Here is a 17,986-nt window from a genome sequence, read left to right as displayed (position 1 = left end):
TGGCCGAGCTCACCAGTTGCCGTTCCGCTGGGCCGAGCGGTGTGATCACGCCAGCGCGCAGCCAGTGGCTGCAGCGCTGCAGCAACTCCATGGGTGCGCCTTTGCTGCACACCATCCACGCGCTGGGCTGCGGCCAGCGGGGATCGTTGTGCCACTCCACCAGCACGCTCATCATCCGTCGCTCGGAATCGAAAGGCAGCTCCTGCTGACGCGGCAGCCGCTGACGCTCCTGCTCCAGATCAAGCCCCGCCCGCTGTGCCCCCTGCAATAACGCCGTTTCCGTTGGATCGCCGACCTGTTCGGAGGCGTTGCAGCACAAGCCTGCCGCCAACAACAAGAGGGGCTCATCGCTGCTCCAGGTGTTTTGCACCTCCATGGCGTTGGCGGTGAGGGTGCCCGTTTTGTCGGTGCAGATCACCCCCACGCAGCCGAGCGTTTCCACCGCCGACAGCCTGCGCACCAGGGCTCGCTCCCGGGCCATCCGCTTCACCGCTAGGGCCAACGCCAGGGTGACGGTGGGAAGCAGGCCCTCCGGCACATTGGCCACGATGATGCCGATGGCGAACACCAGGCTTTCCACCGGCCCCACCCCCACCAGCAGCACACCGGCGAGGAAGGCAAACGCGCCCATGCTCACGGCGATGGCTGTCACCGTGCGCACGATTCGCCCCACCTGAACTTCAAGGGTGCTGGGGGCGCGTTCCGTCCCGGCACTGAGATGGGCCACCTGGCCGAATTCGGTGTCGCTGCCGGTGGCGTAAACCAACGCCAGGGTGCGGCCCGCGGCAACGGTTGTGCCAGCTGGCATCAGGTTGGAGGCTTCTGAAGTGCGTAGGCGCTGCTGTTGCGGTTCGGCTGTTCGGGCTACTGGTAAAGACTCGCCGGTGAGCACGGCCGCATTGAGATAAAGCGCCGCTGCCTCGATCACACGACAGTCGGCTGGCACCTGATCGCCAGCCTCCAGTTCGATCAGATCTCCGGGTACGAGGTCTTCGGCGCCCAACACCTGCAGCTGGCCATCGCGCCATCCACGCACCTGCCGCGGCAGCACATTCGAGAGAGCCGCAAGGGTGCGTTCGGCTTGAAAGTCTTGCCAGAAGCTGAACAGGGCATTGATCAGCACCACGCTCCAGATCGCCCAGCCGAGCTCAGGTGTGCGGGCCAGAAAGGCCATGCCCCCTGCGGCCCAGAGCAACAGAGCCATGAAGTGGGTGAACTGATCCGTGAGGCGCAACATCAACGGCCGCCTTCGCTGCGGCGGCAGACGATTGCGACCGACGCGTTGCAGGCGCTTCAGTGCCTCCTTTGTGCTGAGACCCTGCGGACTGCTCTGCAATGCGGCGAGGGCCTGCTCGCAGCTGAGGCTGCTGATCGGAGCGGCGGCGCTGAGCTGCATGCCGGCTTATCGCCGAGATGCGTGGCCCTCAGCCTGGCGTCGGCTCGCTCTGAGTTGACGTCCGGCTCGGTTGATGTAGAGACACAGCGTCGCCATGGCGCCAGGCTGATCGGTGTTGACGGGCCATGGCGATGGCTGCAGCGGCGTTACGGCAGGGCAACCTTGATCGCGCCGCAGATCCAGCGCCGCGGGCGCTGGATTGTGCCGGTGGGGATTGGGTGGGACGCGTTCTGCTCAAGACATGCCCGTTCCCGCCAGCCTTGCGGCCATCGTGGAGGCCGCTGATGTGCGTTTCAACGGCGATCGCCCCTGGGATTTTCGGGTGCACAACCCGCAGTTCTATGGAGCGCTGCTGCAGCAGGGCTCGCTGGCGTTGGGTAATGGCTATGTGCGGGGTGATTGGGATTGTGAACAGCTCGATGAGTTGATCTCCCGCCTGCTGCGCAGCGATGCCAACCGCCCCCTAACGCTGCGCTCGCGCGTTGTGGAGCTGGCCCGGATTTTGCGCGATCAGCTCAGCAACCCCCAGGCCTTGCGGCGTTCTTTTGTGGTGGGCCGCCGCCATTACGACATCGATCCACGGGTTTACGCCGCGATGTTGGATCCGCAAATGGTGTACAGCTGCGGTTATTGGCGCCATGCCGAGAGTCTCGCGGATGCCCAGGATCACAAGTTGCGGCTGATCTGCGAAAAGCTGCAGTTGCGGCCTGGGATGCGCCTCCTGGATGTGGGCTGCGGTTGGGGTTCCCTCGCCGCCTATGCCGCCCGCCACTACGGCGTGGAGGTGGTGGGCATCACTGTGTCAGCCCAGCAGGCCAGTTGGATCGGCGAGCACCTGGCCGATTTGCCGATCCGGGTGGAACTGTGTGATTACCGCCAGCTGCCCGCCCGCGATCCGGGACTGTTTGATCGCATTGCTTCGGTAGGCATGTTTGAGCACGTGGGCCGCCGCAATGACACCACCTTCTTCCACACGCTCAAACGGCTTCTGCAACCCCATGGCCTTGCCTTGCTCCACACGATTGGCTCGGCCCGCACCACCAACCGCAGCGATCCCTGGATCGATCGCTACATCTTTCCTGGCGGCAGGCTGCCGTCGGCGCGCCAGCTCACCGACGGCCTTGAGGGGCATTTCCTGATCGAAGACTGGGAAAACTTTGGCTGCGACTACGACCGCACCCTGTTGGCTTGGTGGCAAAACTTCGAGCGGGCCTGGCCACGCCTGGAGAGTGATAGCACGCCGGAATTTTTCCGGTTCTGGCGCTATTACCTGCTCAGTTGTGCAGGGTTCTTCCGCTCGCGCCAGGGTTTGCTCTGGCAGCTGGTGTTGAGCCGCCCTGAGCGTGCAGGTGCCTATCAATCCTGGCGGCCGCATCGTCAGGAGGAGCCCACACTGATGCTGCAGGACGCCTCGATTCATGGGCAAGCCTGCTCAGCATGAGCTTGAAATCGCGGATTGGCCGGAGGATTGAGCGCCATCAAGTTCCGCGTCCATGAGTGATGCTTTTGGTGACTATCTGCGCAGCATTGGTCGGATCCCTTTGCTCACGGCCCAGGAGGAAGTGCATCTGGGAACGATCGTGAAGGATTGGATGGACACCAGTGATCCTTCACCAGCCCTGCAGCGGCGCGGCCGCCGCGCCCTCCAGCGCATCGTGACAGCCAATCTGCGCCTGGTGGTGACCGTGGCTCTGCGCTACATCCGTCGGCTCAAGCACCTAGCCCATGATCCGATGGATCTTGTACAGGCGGGCAATCTGGGGTTGCTGAGGGCAGCCGAGAAATACGACCCAACCCGCGGTTACAAGTTTTCCACCTATGGCTACTGGTGGATTCGCCAGGCGATCAACCGCTATCTGCAGGAGCACAGCGGTAGCATCCGCATTCCGGTGAATCTTGTGAGCCTGGCCAACCGTGCCGATTCCCTCCAGAGCTTGCGCAGTCAGCCTCTGAGCGTGGATCAGCTGGCCGAGGTTTTGCAGGAATCTCCGCAGCGGTTGCTGTATGCGTTGGCGATCCAGCACCGCAGCAACACGATTTCCCTCGATCAACAGCTCAACGGCAGCGACGGTGACATGACCCTGCTCGACACCGTGACCGATGACCATCAACCGACGATCGCGGACGACTACGGCTGGATGCACAGCCAACTGCAGCATCTCTCAACGCCGGAGCTCACCGTGATTCAGTTGCGCTATGGCGAGGAGAAGCAGCGCTCCTTTGCTGAAGTGGCTCGTTTGATCGGACGCAGCAAGGATCAGGTGCAACGGCTGGAGCGGCATGCGCTCACGAAGTTGCGCCGGCATCTCACCCCGGCCCTCTTCCCCCATTAGGCGTTGCTGATCAGGCTGGGCGACCGCATCGTGGCCGCCCAGCCGTTTCAGCTCGGCCAATGCACCATCAGAACGCCCTTGTGTTCAGGCGCGCCGCGGCGTGGGCCGGCGGCTGCAGGCTGTGGCCATTTCCATTGGCATGGCCGTTGCCTGAAGGCTGGGGAGTCAGGCTGCGCTTGGGATCCCTCAGTGCATCTTCCAGGAGGAACGCACACAGATTCGATACGGATCTCCCCTCTTCTTCCGATCGAGTGAGCAGCGCCTCATGAACGTGATAGCTGAGGGTGATTGAGATGCGTTTGGGTTGCCGCTGAAGCACGCGAATACGCTCGTTCATCGGATAAATCCGCGGGTGAGAGTGGAAAAGGTGCCAAGAGACTTCAGCTTCGCTGCATCTCTCAGCAGCTTGAGAATACGAGCATTAAAAGGTGGCGAAGTGCCGTTTGCTGCGGGCAAGTCACTGTGGTTGTGCAGCAGGTTGCAGGGCTTGTCTACAAATCATCTGCAGTGCTGAATCGGGCCTGCCGAAACTGCTCCATCAGCCAGGTGTAGCTCAGCTCGGCAACGGCATCCAGGCAGCCAGGCTCATCGAACAAGTGGCTGGCCTGGGGGATCACGACCAGTTGGTTGCGCACCTGCAGCTGTCCGGCCGCCCAGGCGTTCAGCTCCAGCACGTCCACATCGTGTTCGCCTACCAGCAGCAACACAGGGCAGCGCACCTCGGCCAGCCGCTGGAACACCAGATCCGGGCGGCCACCGCGAGACACCACGCCCTGAATCCGCCCTGGCCGCTCTGCAGCGGCAACGAGGGCCAGAGCGGCGCCGGTGCTGCTGCCAAACAGGCCCAGGGGCAGTTGGCTGAGCTCGTCTTGCTGCCCTGTCCAGTCGAGCACCCGCAGCAGGCGCTCTTGCAGCGGGGGCAGCGACGCGAGGGTGCGGCCATGGACGGCTTCGCCGTTGCGTTCGAGGTCGCAGAGCAGGGTGGCCAGGCCACCTCGTTCCAGTCGTTCGGCAACGCGGCGATTGCGGGGGCTGAAGCGGTTGCTGCCGGATCCATGGCAGAACACCACCAGACCGTCGGGTTGGGGCGGCAGGTTGAGGTCTCCAACAAGGCTGCCGCCGTCGGCGGGGATGGTGAGGCTGATGCGGCTGGCTGCGCGGGCCATGGAGGCTGGACGATGGTCTGGTCCCATCAGAAAAAGCCCTGTCACCGCTTCGGATCAGCGCGGCAGCTTTGCTCCCAATGTGTGCCTGGGATCACCAGCTGCTGCCGCGCTGCTCAGCATCATCTCCCCTGCGACATGGTGATGCTTGGTTGGCGGGTGTTGTTGATGCCACCCCCAGCGATGCTGCGGGCGCGGCCGCGTTGGCTCTGCGCTGATGGTCAGTTCAGTCTGGATCGCGGCCGCGCCTGGTTTGTCGTGGATGCTGCTGTGGCTGTGGATCGGCTGCAGTGTTGGCTGGCCAGCAAAGAACGGCCCATCCGTTATCTGCAGCGCATGCGATTGGTGCACAGCTGCAGCATTCCAGCCGCAGAACAACGTTGGTGTGAACACAAGCCAGGTAGCCGTTCTTAGATCATGGCCGCTGCTTGCCGCTTCCATGCTCGAAGGTGATCGTTTGCTCGCCAGATTGGACCAGCTGCGGGGCCTCAGCCGTTCTGAGCTGGTGCGCTCCTGCGGCTATGCCACCCGCTCTGAGGATGGCCGCGAGCACCTCCACTTCACTGATTTCTACGAAGCGATCCTGGAGGCCAAGGGTGTGCATCTGCCCGGGCAGCCTGGCCGCTGGCGCGCCAGCCGCAGCACCCAGGGCCGGCAGCTCAGCTTCAACACCCATGTGCACTTCAACGGCAACCTGATGGTGGGCCGTGCATACACCGAGAAACTGCAGCTCAAGCCAGGTGATCAGTTCCGCATTCATCTGCATGAGGGCGGCATTCGCCTCACGCCGCTTCAGGCTTCCGCTGATCAGGCGGACAGCAGCGTGGATTGATCGCACGAGGCGGCGAGTTCGCCACCCATCGATGGCTTTGGTGTTTCTGTTTTTTGTGGTGCTGCGATGAGCCCCTATCCCGACTATCCGATTCCTGCCGACGAGGAGCAGCGGCTGCGGGCGCTGCGGCGCTTCGCGGTGCTCGATACACCGGAGGATCCAGAGTTCAAACGCATCGTGGAGTTGGCTTCGGCGGTGTTGGGTGTACCGATCACCCTGGTGTCGCTGGTGGATCGCGATCGGCAGTGGTTCCTGGCGCGCCATGGCCTTGAGGCGCAGCAGACGCCACGCACCATGGCGTTCTGCGCCCATGCGATCGCCGAGCCTGAGCTGATGGAGGTGCCGGATGCCCTCGATGATCCACGCTTCAACACCAACCCGCTGGTCCTTGATGAGCCGAAGATCCGCTTCTATGCCGGTGTGCCGTTGCGTACGGGCGATGGCTACAACCTGGGCACGCTCTGCGCCATTGATCGCAAGCCACGCGTGCTCGATCCCCACCAGCGGGTGATGCTGCACCTGATGGCGGATTTGGTGATGCGGGAGCTGGAGCTCCGCCAGCGCAGCATGCAGTGCCCCGTGACCGGCTTGTACAACCGCAGCGTGTTTTTCCGCTTCGGTGAACAGGAGTTTGAGCAGGCTCGTGCCCAGGGCAATTCGCTGGCTCTATTCAACTTCGACATCGATGATTTCCGCCAGATCAACATCCGCTGGGGGCACCAGGCCGGTGATCAGGTACTCCTGGATGTTTGTGCTGTGGCCCAACAGCAGCTGGGCCATGAGGATCTGTTTGGGCGCATCGGCGATGAGGAATTCTCTGTGCTACTGGTGAATGCCTCAATCAGCCGCGCCACCCAGCTGGCGGAGGAGATTCGCCAGGCGATCGCTGCCATGCGCGGTGTGTTCGATCAGTCCGATTACCACCCCAACATCAGTGGTGGTATCACTCAGCTGGCAGATCGGGATCAGAGCTTTGCCGATCTCTTTTACAGGGCTGATCAGGCTTTGTATCTGGCCAAGGGCAACGGCCGTAATCAGGTGGCCTCGCTGCTGGTCGACTGAGCTGTTGCCCCGCAGGCTGACCTGCGAGGCATTGTTCCTAGTCCACCGGGATGTTGAGCGGCTTGGCCTCTTCGGCGCCGGGCTTCTTGGCGATGCTCACGGTGAGCTCACCGTTTTCACAGTGGGCGTGCACGGTTGTGCGATCGGCATCCTCCGGCAGGGAGAAGCTGCGGCTGAAACTGCCATAGGAGCGCTCCACCCGATGGAAATGGGGCCGGGTTTCCTCGCTTTCACGCTTGCGCTCACCTTGGATGGTGAGCATATCTTCGGCAATCGATACCGACACATCCTTTTTGTTCATGCCGGGAATATCGGCCTTGAACAAATACGTTCCGTCGCTTTCGCAGATATCCACCCGCGGACCCCATTCGCTCAGTGGCATCGAGGTTCCGAGACGGAGGTTGGGCCAGTTGAAGGCGCGATCCACCATCGCTTCGATGTCGGTGAGGGGTTCCCACTTGATCAGACTCATTGGAATGCCTCTTGGGAGGTCAATGGCTCTTTCAAGCTATGAATGCCGCTCTTGGCGAACTTGCGAAGCAGGCCATTCGGCTCAGATCAGCGGCGTGGCCCGCTGCCGGCAACGCCGGACGTTTTCTTCCAGGTCGCAGGGTTTGTAATCGCCGCAAATCTGGTTGCGGTTGGTGTAGGGCCACAGCGCCATTGGCACTTGCATGTCGCTGAGGCCATCGCCTAGGGAGTAGCCGCTGAACTGCTGCGCTGCCTCGCTGATCTCCACGCTTTCGAGCGTGAACAAGTTGGGCGCATGGCGGGTACATGGAGCGATCGCCCCCACGGAGGTCATCTCCAGGCCGTGGGCTTGATCCCAGTAGGAGCAGGTTTGGCAGTGCTGGGTGTTCATGGCACAGAGCGCAGTCTCTCCCAGCCAAAGGATTCGTGCTGGCGGCGGCGTGTTCTGCGGCTCAGTCGCTGCAGATCCAGTCCTGGGCGGCCAGCAGATCACTGCTGCTGAAGGTTTGGGTGTCGGCCTGACTGAAGTTTTTGATCAGCCGCGGCGCCAGCTGCATCAAGGGGCCATTGCTCACCACCGCGAGCTTCTGGGCGCGGTGGCGGTAATCTCGGATCAAGGCCAGATGCTGCCGCAGGGCCCCCAGGGCCAGCCACCCATCGAACTGCCGCAGATCCAGCAACACCCTTGGGTGATCCACCTGGCTGAACAGGTTGGCCAGGTCGTCATCGATGCGCTCGTACACCTCCGGATCGAGCAAACCGATCAGGCTGATCGTGATCACCTCCCCCTGCCGCTCCAGGTGCACGGTGCCCAGCGCCTCGCTGAGCCAGCGGCGTGCGCCTTCAAGGTCGCTGAGGTTGAACTGTTGAACCGGGTAGGGCAACAGCAGGGCTATGGCTCGACTGGCCTGCCGGACCCATCCCAAGTCGGTGACCACCGCCAGGCGCTCAAAGCCATCCCAGTGGCGCAGGCCCAAATTGGTGTCGTCCCAAGCAGCCTCCAGGCTGAGGCCTTCAAAGTCGGGTTGGAGCACCACCAGCGCTTTGATCCGATCGTGCTCCAGCAGTGCCGCTTCCACCTGCGGGATCACGACGTGCTGCATGTCGTCGCCGCTGATCTGGCTGCCGCAGCTGAACCCCAGGGTGCCGGCGGGGAGGTTGTCGATCAGCTGGATCATGGTGGCGGCGGCGTGAATCGACGCAACCTATGGATGGCTCAGCGGGCTGGTGTGTGGCTGGGTCACCAATGCCGCAGAGCTGCTGCGTTGGGGTTCCAGCCGCCAGCCGTGCCCTTCGTTCCGGCAACGCCAACCCGCCGGAGCGGCTTCCAGTCCCAGTTGGTGCTCGATCAGTTGGCGATCGGCCGTCGATGCCTCCTGCAGCTGGAAGCCCCGCAGCTGAAACGGCTGCAGCTCGAGGCCTACGAGGCTGCCGCTGCGGCGCTCCAGCTCGACTCCGTAGAGGCACACCAGATCGGAGCGCCAGGGGCCGTGGGGCGGCAGGCCTTCGTAGTCGTTGATCAGATCGCCGCAGCCGTAGAGGATCAGCCGGCCCTGATGGATCTCCAGGGGCAGTGGGTGGTGGGAGGAATGGCCGAACACCACATCCACCCCGGCTAGCTCGATCAGTTGGCGCGCCAGCCAGCGGTGCTGCTCCGGCACCACCGGCACCCAGTTGGCCCCCCAGTGCAACGCCACCACCACCCGATCCCCCGGGCGCCGCTGACGGTTGATGCAACGGCACATCCACTTCACACTGCCGTTGTTGATCCCGCTCAACAGGGCTACCCCGGGGCGGCAGGGCAGGGCGGCCCAGGTCGGCGGCACGCCGCTGCTGGTGAAGGCCCAGGCGAACAGCAGCAACTCGCGGCCTTCTCCCAGCTGCCAGCGTGCCGGTTGCTGCGCCTGATGGGGGCTGAGGCCTGCGCCGGCCGCCTGGATACCGGCCTGGCGCAGGCAGCGCAGCGTGTCGGCCAGGCCATTGAAGCCCCAGTCGAGGCTGTGGTTGTTGGCCAGGCTGCAGCCATCGAGGCGAGCCGCCTGCAGGGACGTGATGTTGGCGGGGTGCATGCGGAAGTGCACGCCTTTTCCCGGCCAGGGCCTTGGGCTGGTGGTGATCGCTGTTTCCAGATTCACTAGCCGCAGCTCGGGGTTGAACTGCTCCATCCAGGCCAGGCTCTGGCCCCAGGGTGTGGCGGGTTGGAACGGCGCCGAGATGGGGCCATGGATCTGCTCGGCGAGCTGCCCGTAGTGGCGGGCATCGCGCACCACTGCTTCCTGCAGCGCTGGATCGCAGTGCTGGGGCATCTGTTGATCGATGCCACGGCCGAGCATCAGATCGCCCCCAAGCAGCAGCTTGAGGGTTAGCGGTTCCATCGCTGCTGCAGGGAGGCCATCGCGAACACCAGCAGGCCAAGAGCCACGAGCGCCAGGCAGAGCTGCACCGCCAAAGACACCGGAATCACAGGCACCACAGCCAGCTCCCATCGCTGCATGTGATCTATGGCGCTGGACCCTGGCCGGCGGTTGGGGCGGCACAGCCGCAGCGCCGGCGCTGGGATGCTGAGGCTGCGGCGTTCAGCCGGGCTCAAGGCGCGCACCCTGGCGCCAGTGCAACGGCCCCTGCGCGCATGGTGAGCAGCAATGGAACCTTCCACCTTGAATCGCCGGCCTTCCGTGATGGTGAGCTGATCCCGCTCATTCACACCGGCGAGGGGCTCAACCTCTCCCCACCGCTGCGCTGGAGCGGTGCGCCGGAGCACACCCGCAGCTACGCCTTGCTGCTGGAAGATCTGGATTCACCGGCCGGCAGTTGGGTGCACTGGCTGCTGTTCAACATCCCGGCTGCGCTGCGGGCGCTGCCGGCAGGATTGGAGCGAGCGCCTGAGCTGCCCAATGGCGCCCGCCACGGCAGTTGCTGGGGGGTGGGGGGCTTTGAGCGGATCGGCTATCAGGGCCCGCTGCCACCCGCAGGCCTAGCCCATCGCTATCGGTTTGAGCTGGTGGCTCTGGGTGCGGCGCTGGATCTGCCGCCGGGTTGCACGGTGTTTGAGCTGCGTTCAGCGATCGAGGCCCATGCCTTGGGCCGCGCTGAGCTCACGGGGCTCTACGCGCTGGGCAGCTGAAACCCAATCGCCACGCCGAGAAGAATGCAGCAAAATGCTGCACCCTGCTGCACCCTGCTGCACTCTGCTGCGCTTAATTACAGGCGGTGGTTGGGGCGAACGGAGCCCCCTGCTGTTCACATTCCACGAATTTGTTAGCCGTGACGCGTCGTAAGCAGCTCTCGATGGTTCTGCCTCAAGAGTTGATCGAGGCGATCAAACAGCGCGCCGCCGCACAGAACCTGAGCATCACGGCCTACGTGGCCAATCTCGTTCGCCGCGATCTGGGGCGCCCTGCCCAGCACGATCCAGTTGAGCTGGCGCAGCAGTTGCATCTGCTGCAGCAGCGCGTGGAGCGGCTGGAGCTGCGCAGTAGTGCTTCTGTAGATCTGCTGTAGAACTGCGGCGCTGTCCGTTTCAGGGGCAATGGAACCAGGTGGTCTGCAGCCGCTGCGCAGCAGTCGTGTCACGATCAACCTCACCCCGGCGGTGCACGCCGAATTGCGCCGCTGGGCAGGCGAGGAGGGGCGCAGTCTGAGCAACCTCTGCTTGAAGTTGATCGAAGCCTCGCTTCAGCGGCGCAACAGCTGAGTTCTTGGGGCGGAGCTGCTGCTGCGCCTGCACGGCTGCCAGCCGGGGCTTGGCTTGGCTGAGCTGTTGTGTGCGTTATGCCTCTGCTTCACCATATGGGTTTCACCGAGCAGGCCGAGCGCTGGAATGGGCGCATGGCCATGCTCGGCTTTGTGATCGCCTTGGCCACGGAACTGCTCACCGGCCAGGGAGTGGTCGCTCAGCTGCGCGCGCTCTGGCCCTGGCCCTGAGCACAACTGCAGCAGCACAGCCGCAGGCGGGTCTGCCCGTGCGGATCTGCCCTCAGGCTGGTGCTGTGCACGCGATGGAGTCGTGGGATGAACAGCGGAAACTGGGAGATCGGCGTCTCGGGGGAGAGCCTCGATCAGCTGCTCAGCGGTGAGCAGGCCGGTATGAGCCTCTGGTTTCTGGCTGGTTACGTGAAGGGCATCACCGATAGCCAGGCACTGCTGCGCGGCGAGCGGCGGATGGTGGTTGAGCCCGATGGTGACCAGGGCTGGCGCCTCCGCAGCGACGCTGTGGACGCCGCTGCCGACAGCCAGCTGGAGGCCCAGGCCTGATGAGCACCCTGCCCACCACCACGGCCTGTTATCAGCAGCGGATTGCCGAGTTGCAAGGGCAGATCCAGCTGCTGCTTGCCTCCCTTGGTGAGCGCTCCTTCAGCCCCGCGCACGTCGCCCGGATCGACCGCCAGATGCAGCCGCTTTACGCCGCGATCTGGGCGATGCATGCTGAATCAACGCTTGAGCCCGGCGGCTAGCACCGCTGGAGGCCTGGGGTGATGCCTGCTGCACCCACACCCTGGCACGCCCGGCCGCCGGCCGGTAGCGCCAGCGGCACTGGTGCTGCGCGATGGCGAGGCGGTGCTCCGCGATGCCGTGTAGCTGGAGAGCGGCCAGGTGCTGCGGGCTGATCTGCGCCTGCTGCGCAGCCACAACCTCGAGCTCGATGAGGCGCTGCTCACCGGTGAATCCCTGCCGGTGCGCAAACAGGCCCAGGCACAGCTCGCCTGTTGATTCGCCTTTGCCGGAGCGCTGCAGCATGTCCCATGCCAGCGGTACTGAGGTGGGCCGGCTGGCGAGCGATCTGCAGCTGATTCAGCCTGGGCGGCCGCCGCTGCTGCTGCGCTGGATCGCTCCAGCCGCAGCATCTGGATTCTGGTGGGCCTGGCGGTGGGGTTGGCTGGCGATGGTTCGCGATGGCATCTCCTTGCTGCTGGCCCTGTTGTTTGCTGTGGCGTAGCCGGGCACCGGGCCACTTGCACTGCAGCAGTGGCTGGTGGAGCTGGGTTTGAGCCTCAGCGTGCTGCTGGCTGTGGAGCTGCAAAAGCTGATCCGTCGCCGCGGCGATCGAGGGAGCTCTCAAGCAGATAGGCGGCCAGGTTGCTAAGGGAGCGGCCTTCGCGGTTGCTCCGCTCCACCAGGGCATCCAAGGTGGCATGGGCCACAGTGATCGTGAGCCGCTGGCTGGAGCGGAAGCTGCTGGGGCCAGAACGCGCGCTGAAAGAAACCATGGACCGTGCCGTAAGGATTCCTTAAGGATTGGCCAAGGCGCTGTGGGGGTCTAGATCCCTGTTTGGTGATCCCTGGATTGGGATGGGTTGGCGGATCGTTGCAGCTTGTGTGTTGCCTGGATGAGGCAGGTTGCCTCCAACGGTTTTATACAGATCCTGCATTTATGCTTCAATTCTTTCTCGATTTACCCCCCCCCATTTGGGGGTATGCCCTGCGGTCTGGTGGTGTAGTTATCTTGTAGATCAGCTGCTGTGGTGATTGTGGGTGTTGTTGTTCTCGATCACCACCGCATGGTTGCTCAGGCCATTGCTGGAGTGCTGTCTGAGGTGGCCGGCCTGCATGTCAGCCGGGTGTGTTCATCGGTCAGCGAGGCGATCGCCTGCATTGAGAGTTCACCGCCGCGCCTGCTGGTTTTGGACGTGGAGTTGGGTGGGGAGTGTTATCGCGATGCAGTGGATTTGCTACTGCAGCGCAGACCAGATGCCCAGCTGTTGTTCGTGACCGCCTCGGCCACGCAGTTCAGGCCTTCCCCCGATCTGGAGCCCTGCACGATCGGCGTGGTGAATAAGGCGCAGGCCTGGGATCAGCTGCTGAGCGTGGTGATGCCCTGGAGGCAGGACCTGCGCGATGAGATCACCACAACGATGCAGGGCTGTGAACGGCAGCTAGCGGCGATTCAGCAACTCAGCCCGCGGGAACAGCGGCTGATCCGAGAGCTGGGTTGTGGGCTGCTCAATAAGGAGATCGCGGCTCGCTTGGAGCTCAGTGTTGCCACGGTGGAGACGTATCGCAAAAGTGTGGCCGCCAAGCTGGGTGTGAGCGGCTCGGAGCTGGTGCGACTGGCAACGCTGCATCGCTCGCTCAGTTGGCACGAGGGTTCGCCAACGGCAGCCTGAGACGCAGCTCCGCGCCACCCAGGGATTGGGAGCGGCCCAGCTGCACCACTCCGCGGTGGCGGCAGGCGAACGACTGCACCATGAGCAAGCCCACCCCCATCCCCTGGAGTGTCCGAAGACAATTTGGTTGAGGGGCGCACATCAACCAGATTGACATGAGACATCATGGGCCAATGCGGAGGTCATCAAGCTCCGGGCCAGTTGTTCTGCCAGTGCAGCCCGGCTGGATTGCAGTTGTCGTTGTTGGTCTTCCACCCTTGAGCGCACATGGGTGGCCCAGACGCAGTCCACATGCAAGAGGCTGCGGCGCGCCCACAACAGCGCTTCAACCTGCCGATCAGGAGGGTCGAGCCCGTGGGCGAGGTCGCAGGAGATCTCCAGGCCTAAAAACAGCACCGCCAGCAGGCTCCAGGGCGGACTTCTCAGGTCGAGCGCTCCGCAGAAGTGCTCATCGATCAGCAGGCTGATCAGAACCATCAACAGGGCGAGGCCTGCGGTGATGCACCACCCTCGGCTGTTGCAGCGCCTGAGAGCGCGACACCATCGCTGTATCGCTAGTGCCGATCTACAACCGCTCTGCATCGGTCTATATCAGGCTTAGGGCCGTCGCTGCTCAACAGCGGCCGTTGCCGAATGATTGGCCCGGCAGCTTGCGGGTCTTTGGTTCTACCGCTCGAGCATCTCGCTGTTCTGGATCTCTACCTGTGGTTAGGGCATGAAGGTGCCGTTAGCGACGTGCTCGAGGTGCACCAGAGCACGGTGTCGCGCCAGGTGCGCTCCGCTCTGAAGCTGTTCAAGCTGCAGCTGAGCCGCGCCGATGGCTACGTGCAGCTCGGCGGTGATGCCTCACTGCTCATGGCCGAACGGGCCGTGCATCAACAGGCCCGCCTGCGCGGACGAGCACCGTTGCGCATCGATGCCACCTACGCCTCAGGCCCTTGGTTTCTGGCTAGCCCTCCGCACGGTTGGGTGGCAGGCCGCTTTGATCTGCCCGGTGTTCAGCGCCCGCTGCAGTTGCTTGAAGATCGGGTGATGGATGCCTGGGTGGGCAGCTACCAGCCCGATCTGCCTGACCCGGATGATCCCGATTGGTGGGTGCTCGATCTGTTGCGCGAACCGGTGCAACTGCTGGCCGCCCCCGACCATCCCTTGGCCCAGGTGCGGGGCCTGAGCCCCGCTGATTTCGAGCCCTTCCCCAGCCTTGCCTTGCCCCCGGGTTGGTTTCCCCGCACCGAAGCGGTGCTGCGCGAGCAGGGCTTGTGGAGCGATCCGGTGCGGATCAAGCGCTACGACCCGAGCTGTTGGGAGGGGCGCTGCGCCGATGGTGTGACGCTCACCTACGGCCAGAGCCTCACCGAAGCCCTGCAACCCACCACCGTGCGCCTGGATTGGGATCTGGGCCTGATCACCGGTGAAGCGCTGGTGGTGCGCCGCGACCTGGTGGATCAACCCGCCATGCAACAGCTCGTGGAGCATCTGCTCCACCAGGCCCGGTTGTTGGCGGCCCAGTTCGACGACGTTCAGCTCGCCAATTGACAGCTCGCCAACTCAGCGGTTGCCCGCTTCACCACATCGGGCAGCCCCAACCGCCCATGCCCGGGCCGCCCATCCCTGGCCCGTGATGCCAGCCGGTGCTGTTGGCACGCTGGCAGGTGTCGAGATCACCCCAACTCTTGGCTTGGTTGATGCAGAGCAGTCGCTGCTCAAGCCGTGCCTGCAGTTGTTTGGTCATCTGCCGCATCAATAGGCGCCGCTCCTCGAAGTTGCCGGGCTGGGCCTGGGCTGACCCGGCCATCAGCGTGAGGGCCAGGGCTGCCCCGAGGTAGGCCTTGGCATGGAATTGGCTCATGCAGGAAGACGATCAACATGGATCGCCACGCTCCTCTCTGCATAGGGGTTTCGATCAGGGCTGCCGTGGCCCGCGGCGCATTTGCCGCATCAGATCTGATGCTTCGCGCCGGCTGCGTCCCAACACCGTGGCGCCCAGCAGGCCGTGCTCACTCAGGGCTCCAAGGCGATGGGGGATGCAGCCTCGCCGCCTGGCACTGTCAAAGAAGAGGCCACGGCGTACCCAGTCGTCGAGGAGTTGTTCGGGAAGCAACCCGTGCCAATGGGGCATACGCAGTTCGTCGCTCGCTTCGTAGAACACCGCCAACCCATCAGCGCTCCGCAGCTCACCCCTTGCCCGATCAAAGTTCCCGCCGGTGGCACTGGCCGCCAGCTGAAACGGATGGGTGGTGCCCCCTTTTCGCAGGTTGATTTCGATGGCCCACAGCTGCCAGCGCTTGTCTTGGCGCCTGGCCAGCACGTCCAGCAGTACGGCTCCTCGGCAGCCCAGTCCAGCCAGGTGCTGGCCGAGGCGCTCTCCCATGGCCATCAGCTCCTCGCGGTAGACAGAACGAGCAGGAAAGCGGCAGCCCTTGAAGCTCTGCCCGTGGGGGCCCCCCAGCCATTGCTCATGGGTGGAGACCAGCCGTGCTGCTCCATTGCCATCAATCCAGAGCTGCACGCTGGGTGAACTCAGCGCTCCAGCACGGCCATCGATCAGTTCCTGGGCGACCGCACCATTGCTTAGGAGCTCGTCGCGCCAGTGGGGTAGCGGCATCTCTAGGTGCAGGAGGGCATGCTCCAGCGCCTGGCGCCGTTGGAGAGGTGGCTGGAGCCGCCAAGACTGAAGCTCCAGCTCGAGCGGAGCATTGCCCCGCCCGCCTGCCATCCGGTTGAGCTTCACCACGAGGCTATTGATGTCGCTGTGGCGCTCCAGCAGTTCAGTGCAGGCGTCGCGAAGTTGCTCCAAGCTGTGGCAGAGCAAGGAGGTGCGCGGATGGGGCATACCAACTTGCGCAAACACCTCGGTGGAGCCGGCTTTGCTGCCGAGCCCCGAGAGGGAAGCCGGTGTGCCCTCGAGTTCCAGGTTCAGCAGCTGAGCGAGGGCCATCTCCGCCGGTGAAACGGAATAACAGGCCAGCCGTGCTCCTGGCCTGAGCTGTTCGCGAAGCTGCTCGAGCAAGCGAGGCCTGGCTAGCAGTTTGTGGGTCAGCGGCCTTGGGGCATGGTCGTGCAGACACAGCGCCTGCAGTCGCTCCCGCAGCCAGGACGGCGGCACGGCCGGCATCAGCTTGAGCACAGCTTCCAGGCAACCCTCGCTGATGGGGGTGGGCGTTACGAACACCAGCCGATGACCGGGATGGAGGAGGTGGCGGAGCTCCACCAGATGCCGCTCCGCCCAGCTGTCCAATCCATCGATGCAGGACAGGGTGCGCGGATCGGCGTTGTAGGAGGGCACGACCAGCAGATCGCTACCAGGCAGGAGCTGCGCCATAGAGACCAGACATTGACTCGGAGACTTGCTTCTGAGTCTTTTGACCTTTGCTTGCGTGTTGGTTGTGCTGTATGGGCAGATCTGCTGTTGATTTGGTTGATGTAGCAGCCGCTCAGTAGGGATCGCCGATTGAAACTGGAGAGTACGCAACCAACTTGTGGACTCTGCTGCATTACGCGTGGCTGGGCTGTGGTGCACCTGGCTACTTCTGATGCTGTTTCATGTGGAATTGGGCCTGATGCCGCTCTTCCACGGCGCTTCTGTGGAGATCAAGAGCCAGGTTTCACCATCGCAGTTGCCGCGCATCTTTCTGGCGATGCTGGTGTACTTTCTGATTCCGGTGATCGCCATGGTTCTGGCCGTTCACGCTGTGTCTGATCCCTTGGGCTGGAGCAATCGCATGCCATGGCGAATGGCGCAGTTTGTGCTGAGCGTGGTGTACAGCACAACGAACCTTGCACACCTTGTGGCTGACGTCCGCATTCCTGATTCGCGTGCTGATCAGGTGCTACTGATGGTGGTGCTCACACTTGTCGGATTTCTGCTCAACCGCGACACCTGGCTGTGGTGGCAGGGATGAGCCCTGAGGGAACGCTTCTGTTCGGCAGCCTGGTGATGAGCTTTGTGGCTCTGGTGGGTGGGATCACGCTGGCGCTTCCAGCTTGGCGCTTGCAGCAGCTCCTCACGCCGCTGGTTTCTCTGGCGGCGGGTTCGCTCTTGGGAGGTGCGTTGTTCCACATGCTTCCGGAGGGATATCGGGCCCTGGATCCGCTGCGCTCAGGCGAATGGGTCGCGGCTGGCTTTACAGCCTTTCTGGCATTGGAGCAGTTCCTTCATTGGCATCATTCCCATCGCCATCAAAGCCGGCTGCGGCTCGGACAGGACGATCGCTGGGTGCGCGAGCCGATAGCCCTGTTGATCCTGATGGGCGATGGCCTGCATAACTTCATTGGAGGTCTGGGGATTGCCAGCACCTATCTGATCAATCCACCCGCCGGTATGGCGGCTTGGTTGGCTGCAATTGCCCATGAAATTCCCCAGGAGCTTGGTGACTTTGGTGTGCTTGTGCACAGCGGCTGGAGACCGCGTCAAGCGCTGTTTTGGAACTTGGTCTCAGCGTTCACATTTCCCCTGGGTGCCTTCATAGCCTGGTGGTTGCGCGAGCAGATTTCTCTGGCTCCTTTGGTGTTATTTGCCGCTGGTAACTTCATCTATATTGCAGCATCTGATTTGGTGCCTGAAATCAAGAACGATGCTCAAACAGGGCGTGCATTGCCTGGTTTTGCCTGCTTCGCCGGTGGCC

Annotated in this window: 29 protein-coding genes; 17 read left to right on the top strand and 12 right to left on the bottom strand. The window is 63.4% G+C overall.

Going from position 1 to position 17,986, the window contains the following annotated elements:
• The coding region (locus ACIQ2E_RS03245) for a cation-translocating P-type ATPase (protein WP_398326094.1) at positions 1 to 1,396 on the bottom strand (1,396 nt) is incomplete at its 3' end.
• 241 nt (positions 1,397 to 1,637) lie between these two features.
• Here ACIQ2E_RS03245 and cfa point away from each other — a divergent pair.
• Both cfa and ACIQ2E_RS03235 read left to right on the top strand, forming a co-directional pair.
• On the top strand, positions 1,638 to 2,837 hold the full coding sequence (cfa, locus tag ACIQ2E_RS03240) for a cyclopropane fatty acyl phospholipid synthase (RefSeq protein WP_398326091.1): 1,200 nt from the start codon (positions 1,638 to 1,640) through the stop codon (positions 2,835 to 2,837).
• A 52-nt stretch (positions 2,838 to 2,889) separates the two neighbouring features.
• A complete protein-coding gene (locus ACIQ2E_RS03235; RefSeq protein WP_398326088.1) occupies positions 2,890 to 3,729 on the top strand; it encodes an RNA polymerase sigma factor RpoD/SigA in 840 nt (279 codons plus the stop codon).
• Positions 3,730 to 3,796: 67 nt separating this feature from the next.
• On the opposite strand, the gene ACIQ2E_RS03230 is transcribed toward ACIQ2E_RS03235, so the two are convergent.
• Together ACIQ2E_RS03230 and ACIQ2E_RS03225 are read right to left on the bottom strand one after the other, a co-directional pair.
• Positions 3,797 to 4,066 carry a hypothetical protein gene (locus ACIQ2E_RS03230; RefSeq protein ID WP_398326085.1) on the bottom strand — a complete coding sequence of 90 codons (270 nt, stop codon included), beginning with the start codon at positions 4,064 to 4,066 and terminating at the stop codon, positions 3,797 to 3,799.
• A 154-nt stretch (positions 4,067 to 4,220) separates the two neighbouring features.
• Positions 4,221 to 4,895, bottom strand: coding sequence for a dienelactone hydrolase family protein (locus tag ACIQ2E_RS03225; RefSeq protein ID WP_398326082.1), 675 nt, complete (start codon positions 4,893 to 4,895; stop codon positions 4,221 to 4,223).
• A gap of 81 nt (positions 4,896 to 4,976) precedes the next feature.
• Here ACIQ2E_RS03225 and ACIQ2E_RS03220 point away from each other — a divergent pair, with 81 nt between their 5' ends.
• From ACIQ2E_RS03220 to ACIQ2E_RS03210, 3 genes are all read left to right on the top strand, one after another.
• The gene (locus tag ACIQ2E_RS03220) at positions 4,977 to 5,306 is read left to right on the top strand and encodes a hypothetical protein (RefSeq protein ID WP_398326079.1); all 330 of its coding nucleotides are present in this window, start codon (positions 4,977 to 4,979) and stop codon (positions 5,304 to 5,306) included.
• Between the two features lie 25 nt (positions 5,307 to 5,331).
• Positions 5,332 to 5,724, top strand: a complete 393-nt coding sequence (locus ACIQ2E_RS03215) for an AbrB family transcriptional regulator (RefSeq protein WP_398326076.1) — start codon at positions 5,332 to 5,334, stop codon at positions 5,722 to 5,724.
• A gap of 66 nt (positions 5,725 to 5,790) precedes the next feature.
• The gene (locus ACIQ2E_RS03210) at positions 5,791 to 6,786 is read left to right on the top strand and encodes a diguanylate cyclase (RefSeq protein ID WP_398326073.1); all 996 of its coding nucleotides are present in this window, start codon (positions 5,791 to 5,793) and stop codon (positions 6,784 to 6,786) included.
• 37 nt (positions 6,787 to 6,823) lie between these two features.
• Here ACIQ2E_RS03210 and ACIQ2E_RS03205 read toward each other — a convergent pair whose 3' ends face one another.
• From ACIQ2E_RS03205 to ACIQ2E_RS03185, 5 genes are all read right to left on the bottom strand, one after another.
• Positions 6,824 to 7,258 carry an Hsp20/alpha crystallin family protein gene (locus ACIQ2E_RS03205; RefSeq protein ID WP_398326070.1) on the bottom strand — a complete coding sequence of 145 codons (435 nt, stop codon included), beginning with the start codon at positions 7,256 to 7,258 and terminating at the stop codon, positions 6,824 to 6,826.
• A gap of 81 nt (positions 7,259 to 7,339) precedes the next feature.
• Positions 7,340 to 7,648, bottom strand: coding sequence for a hypothetical protein (locus ACIQ2E_RS03200; protein WP_398326067.1), 309 nt, complete (start codon positions 7,646 to 7,648; stop codon positions 7,340 to 7,342).
• Positions 7,649 to 7,709: 61 nt separating this feature from the next.
• Positions 7,710 to 8,435, bottom strand: coding sequence for an STAS/SEC14 domain-containing protein (locus ACIQ2E_RS03195; protein WP_398326064.1), 726 nt, complete (start codon positions 8,433 to 8,435; stop codon positions 7,710 to 7,712).
• A gap of 27 nt (positions 8,436 to 8,462) precedes the next feature.
• The gene (locus tag ACIQ2E_RS03190) at positions 8,463 to 9,632 is read right to left on the bottom strand and encodes a CapA family protein (protein WP_398326061.1); all 1,170 of its coding nucleotides are present in this window, start codon (positions 9,630 to 9,632) and stop codon (positions 8,463 to 8,465) included.
• On the bottom strand, positions 9,620 to 9,856 hold the full coding sequence (locus tag ACIQ2E_RS03185; RefSeq protein ID WP_398326058.1) for a hypothetical protein: 237 nt from the start codon (positions 9,854 to 9,856) through the stop codon (positions 9,620 to 9,622). The genes ACIQ2E_RS03190 and ACIQ2E_RS03185 overlap by 13 nt, the downstream gene beginning before the upstream one ends.
• A gap of 30 nt (positions 9,857 to 9,886) precedes the next feature.
• Between ACIQ2E_RS03185 and ACIQ2E_RS03180 the strand changes: the two genes are divergently transcribed.
• The 8 genes from ACIQ2E_RS03180 to ACIQ2E_RS03145 all read left to right on the top strand — a co-directional run bounded on the left by ACIQ2E_RS03180 (position 9,887) and on the right by ACIQ2E_RS03145 (position 12,193).
• A complete protein-coding gene (locus tag ACIQ2E_RS03180; protein ID WP_398326055.1) occupies positions 9,887 to 10,381 on the top strand; it encodes a YbhB/YbcL family Raf kinase inhibitor-like protein in 495 nt (164 codons plus the stop codon).
• Between the two features lie 164 nt (positions 10,382 to 10,545).
• A complete protein-coding gene (locus ACIQ2E_RS03175; protein ID WP_398326053.1) occupies positions 10,546 to 10,758 on the top strand; it encodes a hypothetical protein in 213 nt (70 codons plus the stop codon).
• Positions 10,759 to 10,786: 28 nt separating this feature from the next.
• A complete protein-coding gene (locus ACIQ2E_RS03170) occupies positions 10,787 to 10,951 on the top strand; it encodes a hypothetical protein (protein ID WP_398326050.1) in 165 nt (54 codons plus the stop codon).
• A 77-nt stretch (positions 10,952 to 11,028) separates the two neighbouring features.
• Entirely contained in the window at positions 11,029 to 11,181 is a 153-nt protein-coding gene (locus ACIQ2E_RS03165; RefSeq protein WP_398326047.1) for a chlorophyll a/b-binding protein, read from the top strand.
• A gap of 87 nt (positions 11,182 to 11,268) precedes the next feature.
• The gene (locus tag ACIQ2E_RS03160) at positions 11,269 to 11,511 is read left to right on the top strand and encodes a hypothetical protein (RefSeq protein WP_398326044.1); all 243 of its coding nucleotides are present in this window, start codon (positions 11,269 to 11,271) and stop codon (positions 11,509 to 11,511) included.
• On the top strand, positions 11,511 to 11,711 hold the full coding sequence (locus ACIQ2E_RS03155) for a hypothetical protein (protein WP_398326041.1): 201 nt from the start codon (positions 11,511 to 11,513) through the stop codon (positions 11,709 to 11,711). The genes ACIQ2E_RS03160 and ACIQ2E_RS03155 overlap by 1 nt, the downstream gene beginning before the upstream one ends.
• 139 nt (positions 11,712 to 11,850) lie before the next feature.
• A complete protein-coding gene (locus tag ACIQ2E_RS03150) occupies positions 11,851 to 11,967 on the top strand; it encodes a hypothetical protein (protein WP_398326038.1) in 117 nt (38 codons plus the stop codon).
• Between the two features lie 25 nt (positions 11,968 to 11,992).
• Positions 11,993 to 12,193 carry a hypothetical protein gene (locus ACIQ2E_RS03145; RefSeq protein WP_398326035.1) on the top strand — a complete coding sequence of 67 codons (201 nt, stop codon included), beginning with the start codon at positions 11,993 to 11,995 and terminating at the stop codon, positions 12,191 to 12,193.
• 55 nt (positions 12,194 to 12,248) lie between these two features.
• On the opposite strand, the gene ACIQ2E_RS03140 is transcribed toward ACIQ2E_RS03145, so the two are convergent.
• A complete protein-coding gene (locus ACIQ2E_RS03140) occupies positions 12,249 to 12,464 on the bottom strand; it encodes a hypothetical protein (RefSeq protein ID WP_398326032.1) in 216 nt (71 codons plus the stop codon).
• Between the two features lie 261 nt (positions 12,465 to 12,725).
• Between ACIQ2E_RS03140 and ACIQ2E_RS03135 the strand changes: the two genes are divergently transcribed.
• Positions 12,726 to 13,361: a LuxR C-terminal-related transcriptional regulator gene (locus ACIQ2E_RS03135; protein WP_398326029.1), complete on the top strand. Its 636-nt coding sequence runs from the start codon at positions 12,726 to 12,728 to the stop codon at positions 13,359 to 13,361.
• Positions 13,362 to 13,502: 141 nt separating this feature from the next.
• Here ACIQ2E_RS03135 and ACIQ2E_RS03130 read toward each other — a convergent pair whose 3' ends face one another.
• Positions 13,503 to 13,838: a hypothetical protein gene (locus tag ACIQ2E_RS03130; protein WP_398326026.1), complete on the bottom strand. Its 336-nt coding sequence runs from the start codon at positions 13,836 to 13,838 to the stop codon at positions 13,503 to 13,505.
• Positions 13,839 to 14,021: 183 nt separating this feature from the next.
• Here ACIQ2E_RS03130 and ACIQ2E_RS03125 point away from each other — a divergent pair, with 183 nt between their 5' ends.
• Complete coding sequence (locus ACIQ2E_RS03125) at positions 14,022 to 14,897, top strand: LysR substrate-binding domain-containing protein (protein ID WP_398326023.1); 876 nt, start codon at positions 14,022 to 14,024, stop codon at positions 14,895 to 14,897.
• A gap of 28 nt (positions 14,898 to 14,925) precedes the next feature.
• Here ACIQ2E_RS03125 and ACIQ2E_RS03120 read toward each other — a convergent pair whose 3' ends face one another.
• Both ACIQ2E_RS03120 and ACIQ2E_RS03115 read right to left on the bottom strand, forming a co-directional pair.
• On the bottom strand, positions 14,926 to 15,210 hold the full coding sequence (locus ACIQ2E_RS03120; RefSeq protein WP_398326020.1) for a hypothetical protein: 285 nt from the start codon (positions 15,208 to 15,210) through the stop codon (positions 14,926 to 14,928).
• Positions 15,211 to 15,264: 54 nt separating this feature from the next.
• Entirely contained in the window at positions 15,265 to 16,683 is a 1,419-nt protein-coding gene (locus ACIQ2E_RS03115) for a peptide ligase PGM1-related protein (protein WP_398326017.1), read from the bottom strand.
• 178 nt (positions 16,684 to 16,861) lie between these two features.
• Here ACIQ2E_RS03115 and ACIQ2E_RS03110 point away from each other — a divergent pair, with 178 nt between their 5' ends.
• The gene (locus ACIQ2E_RS03110; RefSeq protein ID WP_398326014.1) at positions 16,862 to 17,263 is read left to right on the top strand and encodes a hypothetical protein; all 402 of its coding nucleotides are present in this window, start codon (positions 16,862 to 16,864) and stop codon (positions 17,261 to 17,263) included.
• A partial coding sequence (locus tag ACIQ2E_RS03105; protein ID WP_398326011.1) for a ZIP family metal transporter occupies positions 17,260 to 17,986 on the top strand: 727 nt, incomplete at its 3' end. The genes ACIQ2E_RS03110 and ACIQ2E_RS03105, both read left to right, overlap by 4 nt.

This window comes from Vulcanococcus sp. (assembly GCF_044369115.1).
Classification (GTDB): domain Bacteria; phylum Cyanobacteriota; class Cyanobacteriia; order PCC-6307; family Cyanobiaceae; genus Vulcanococcus.
This window is presented reverse-complemented; position numbering and strand designations above follow the sequence as displayed.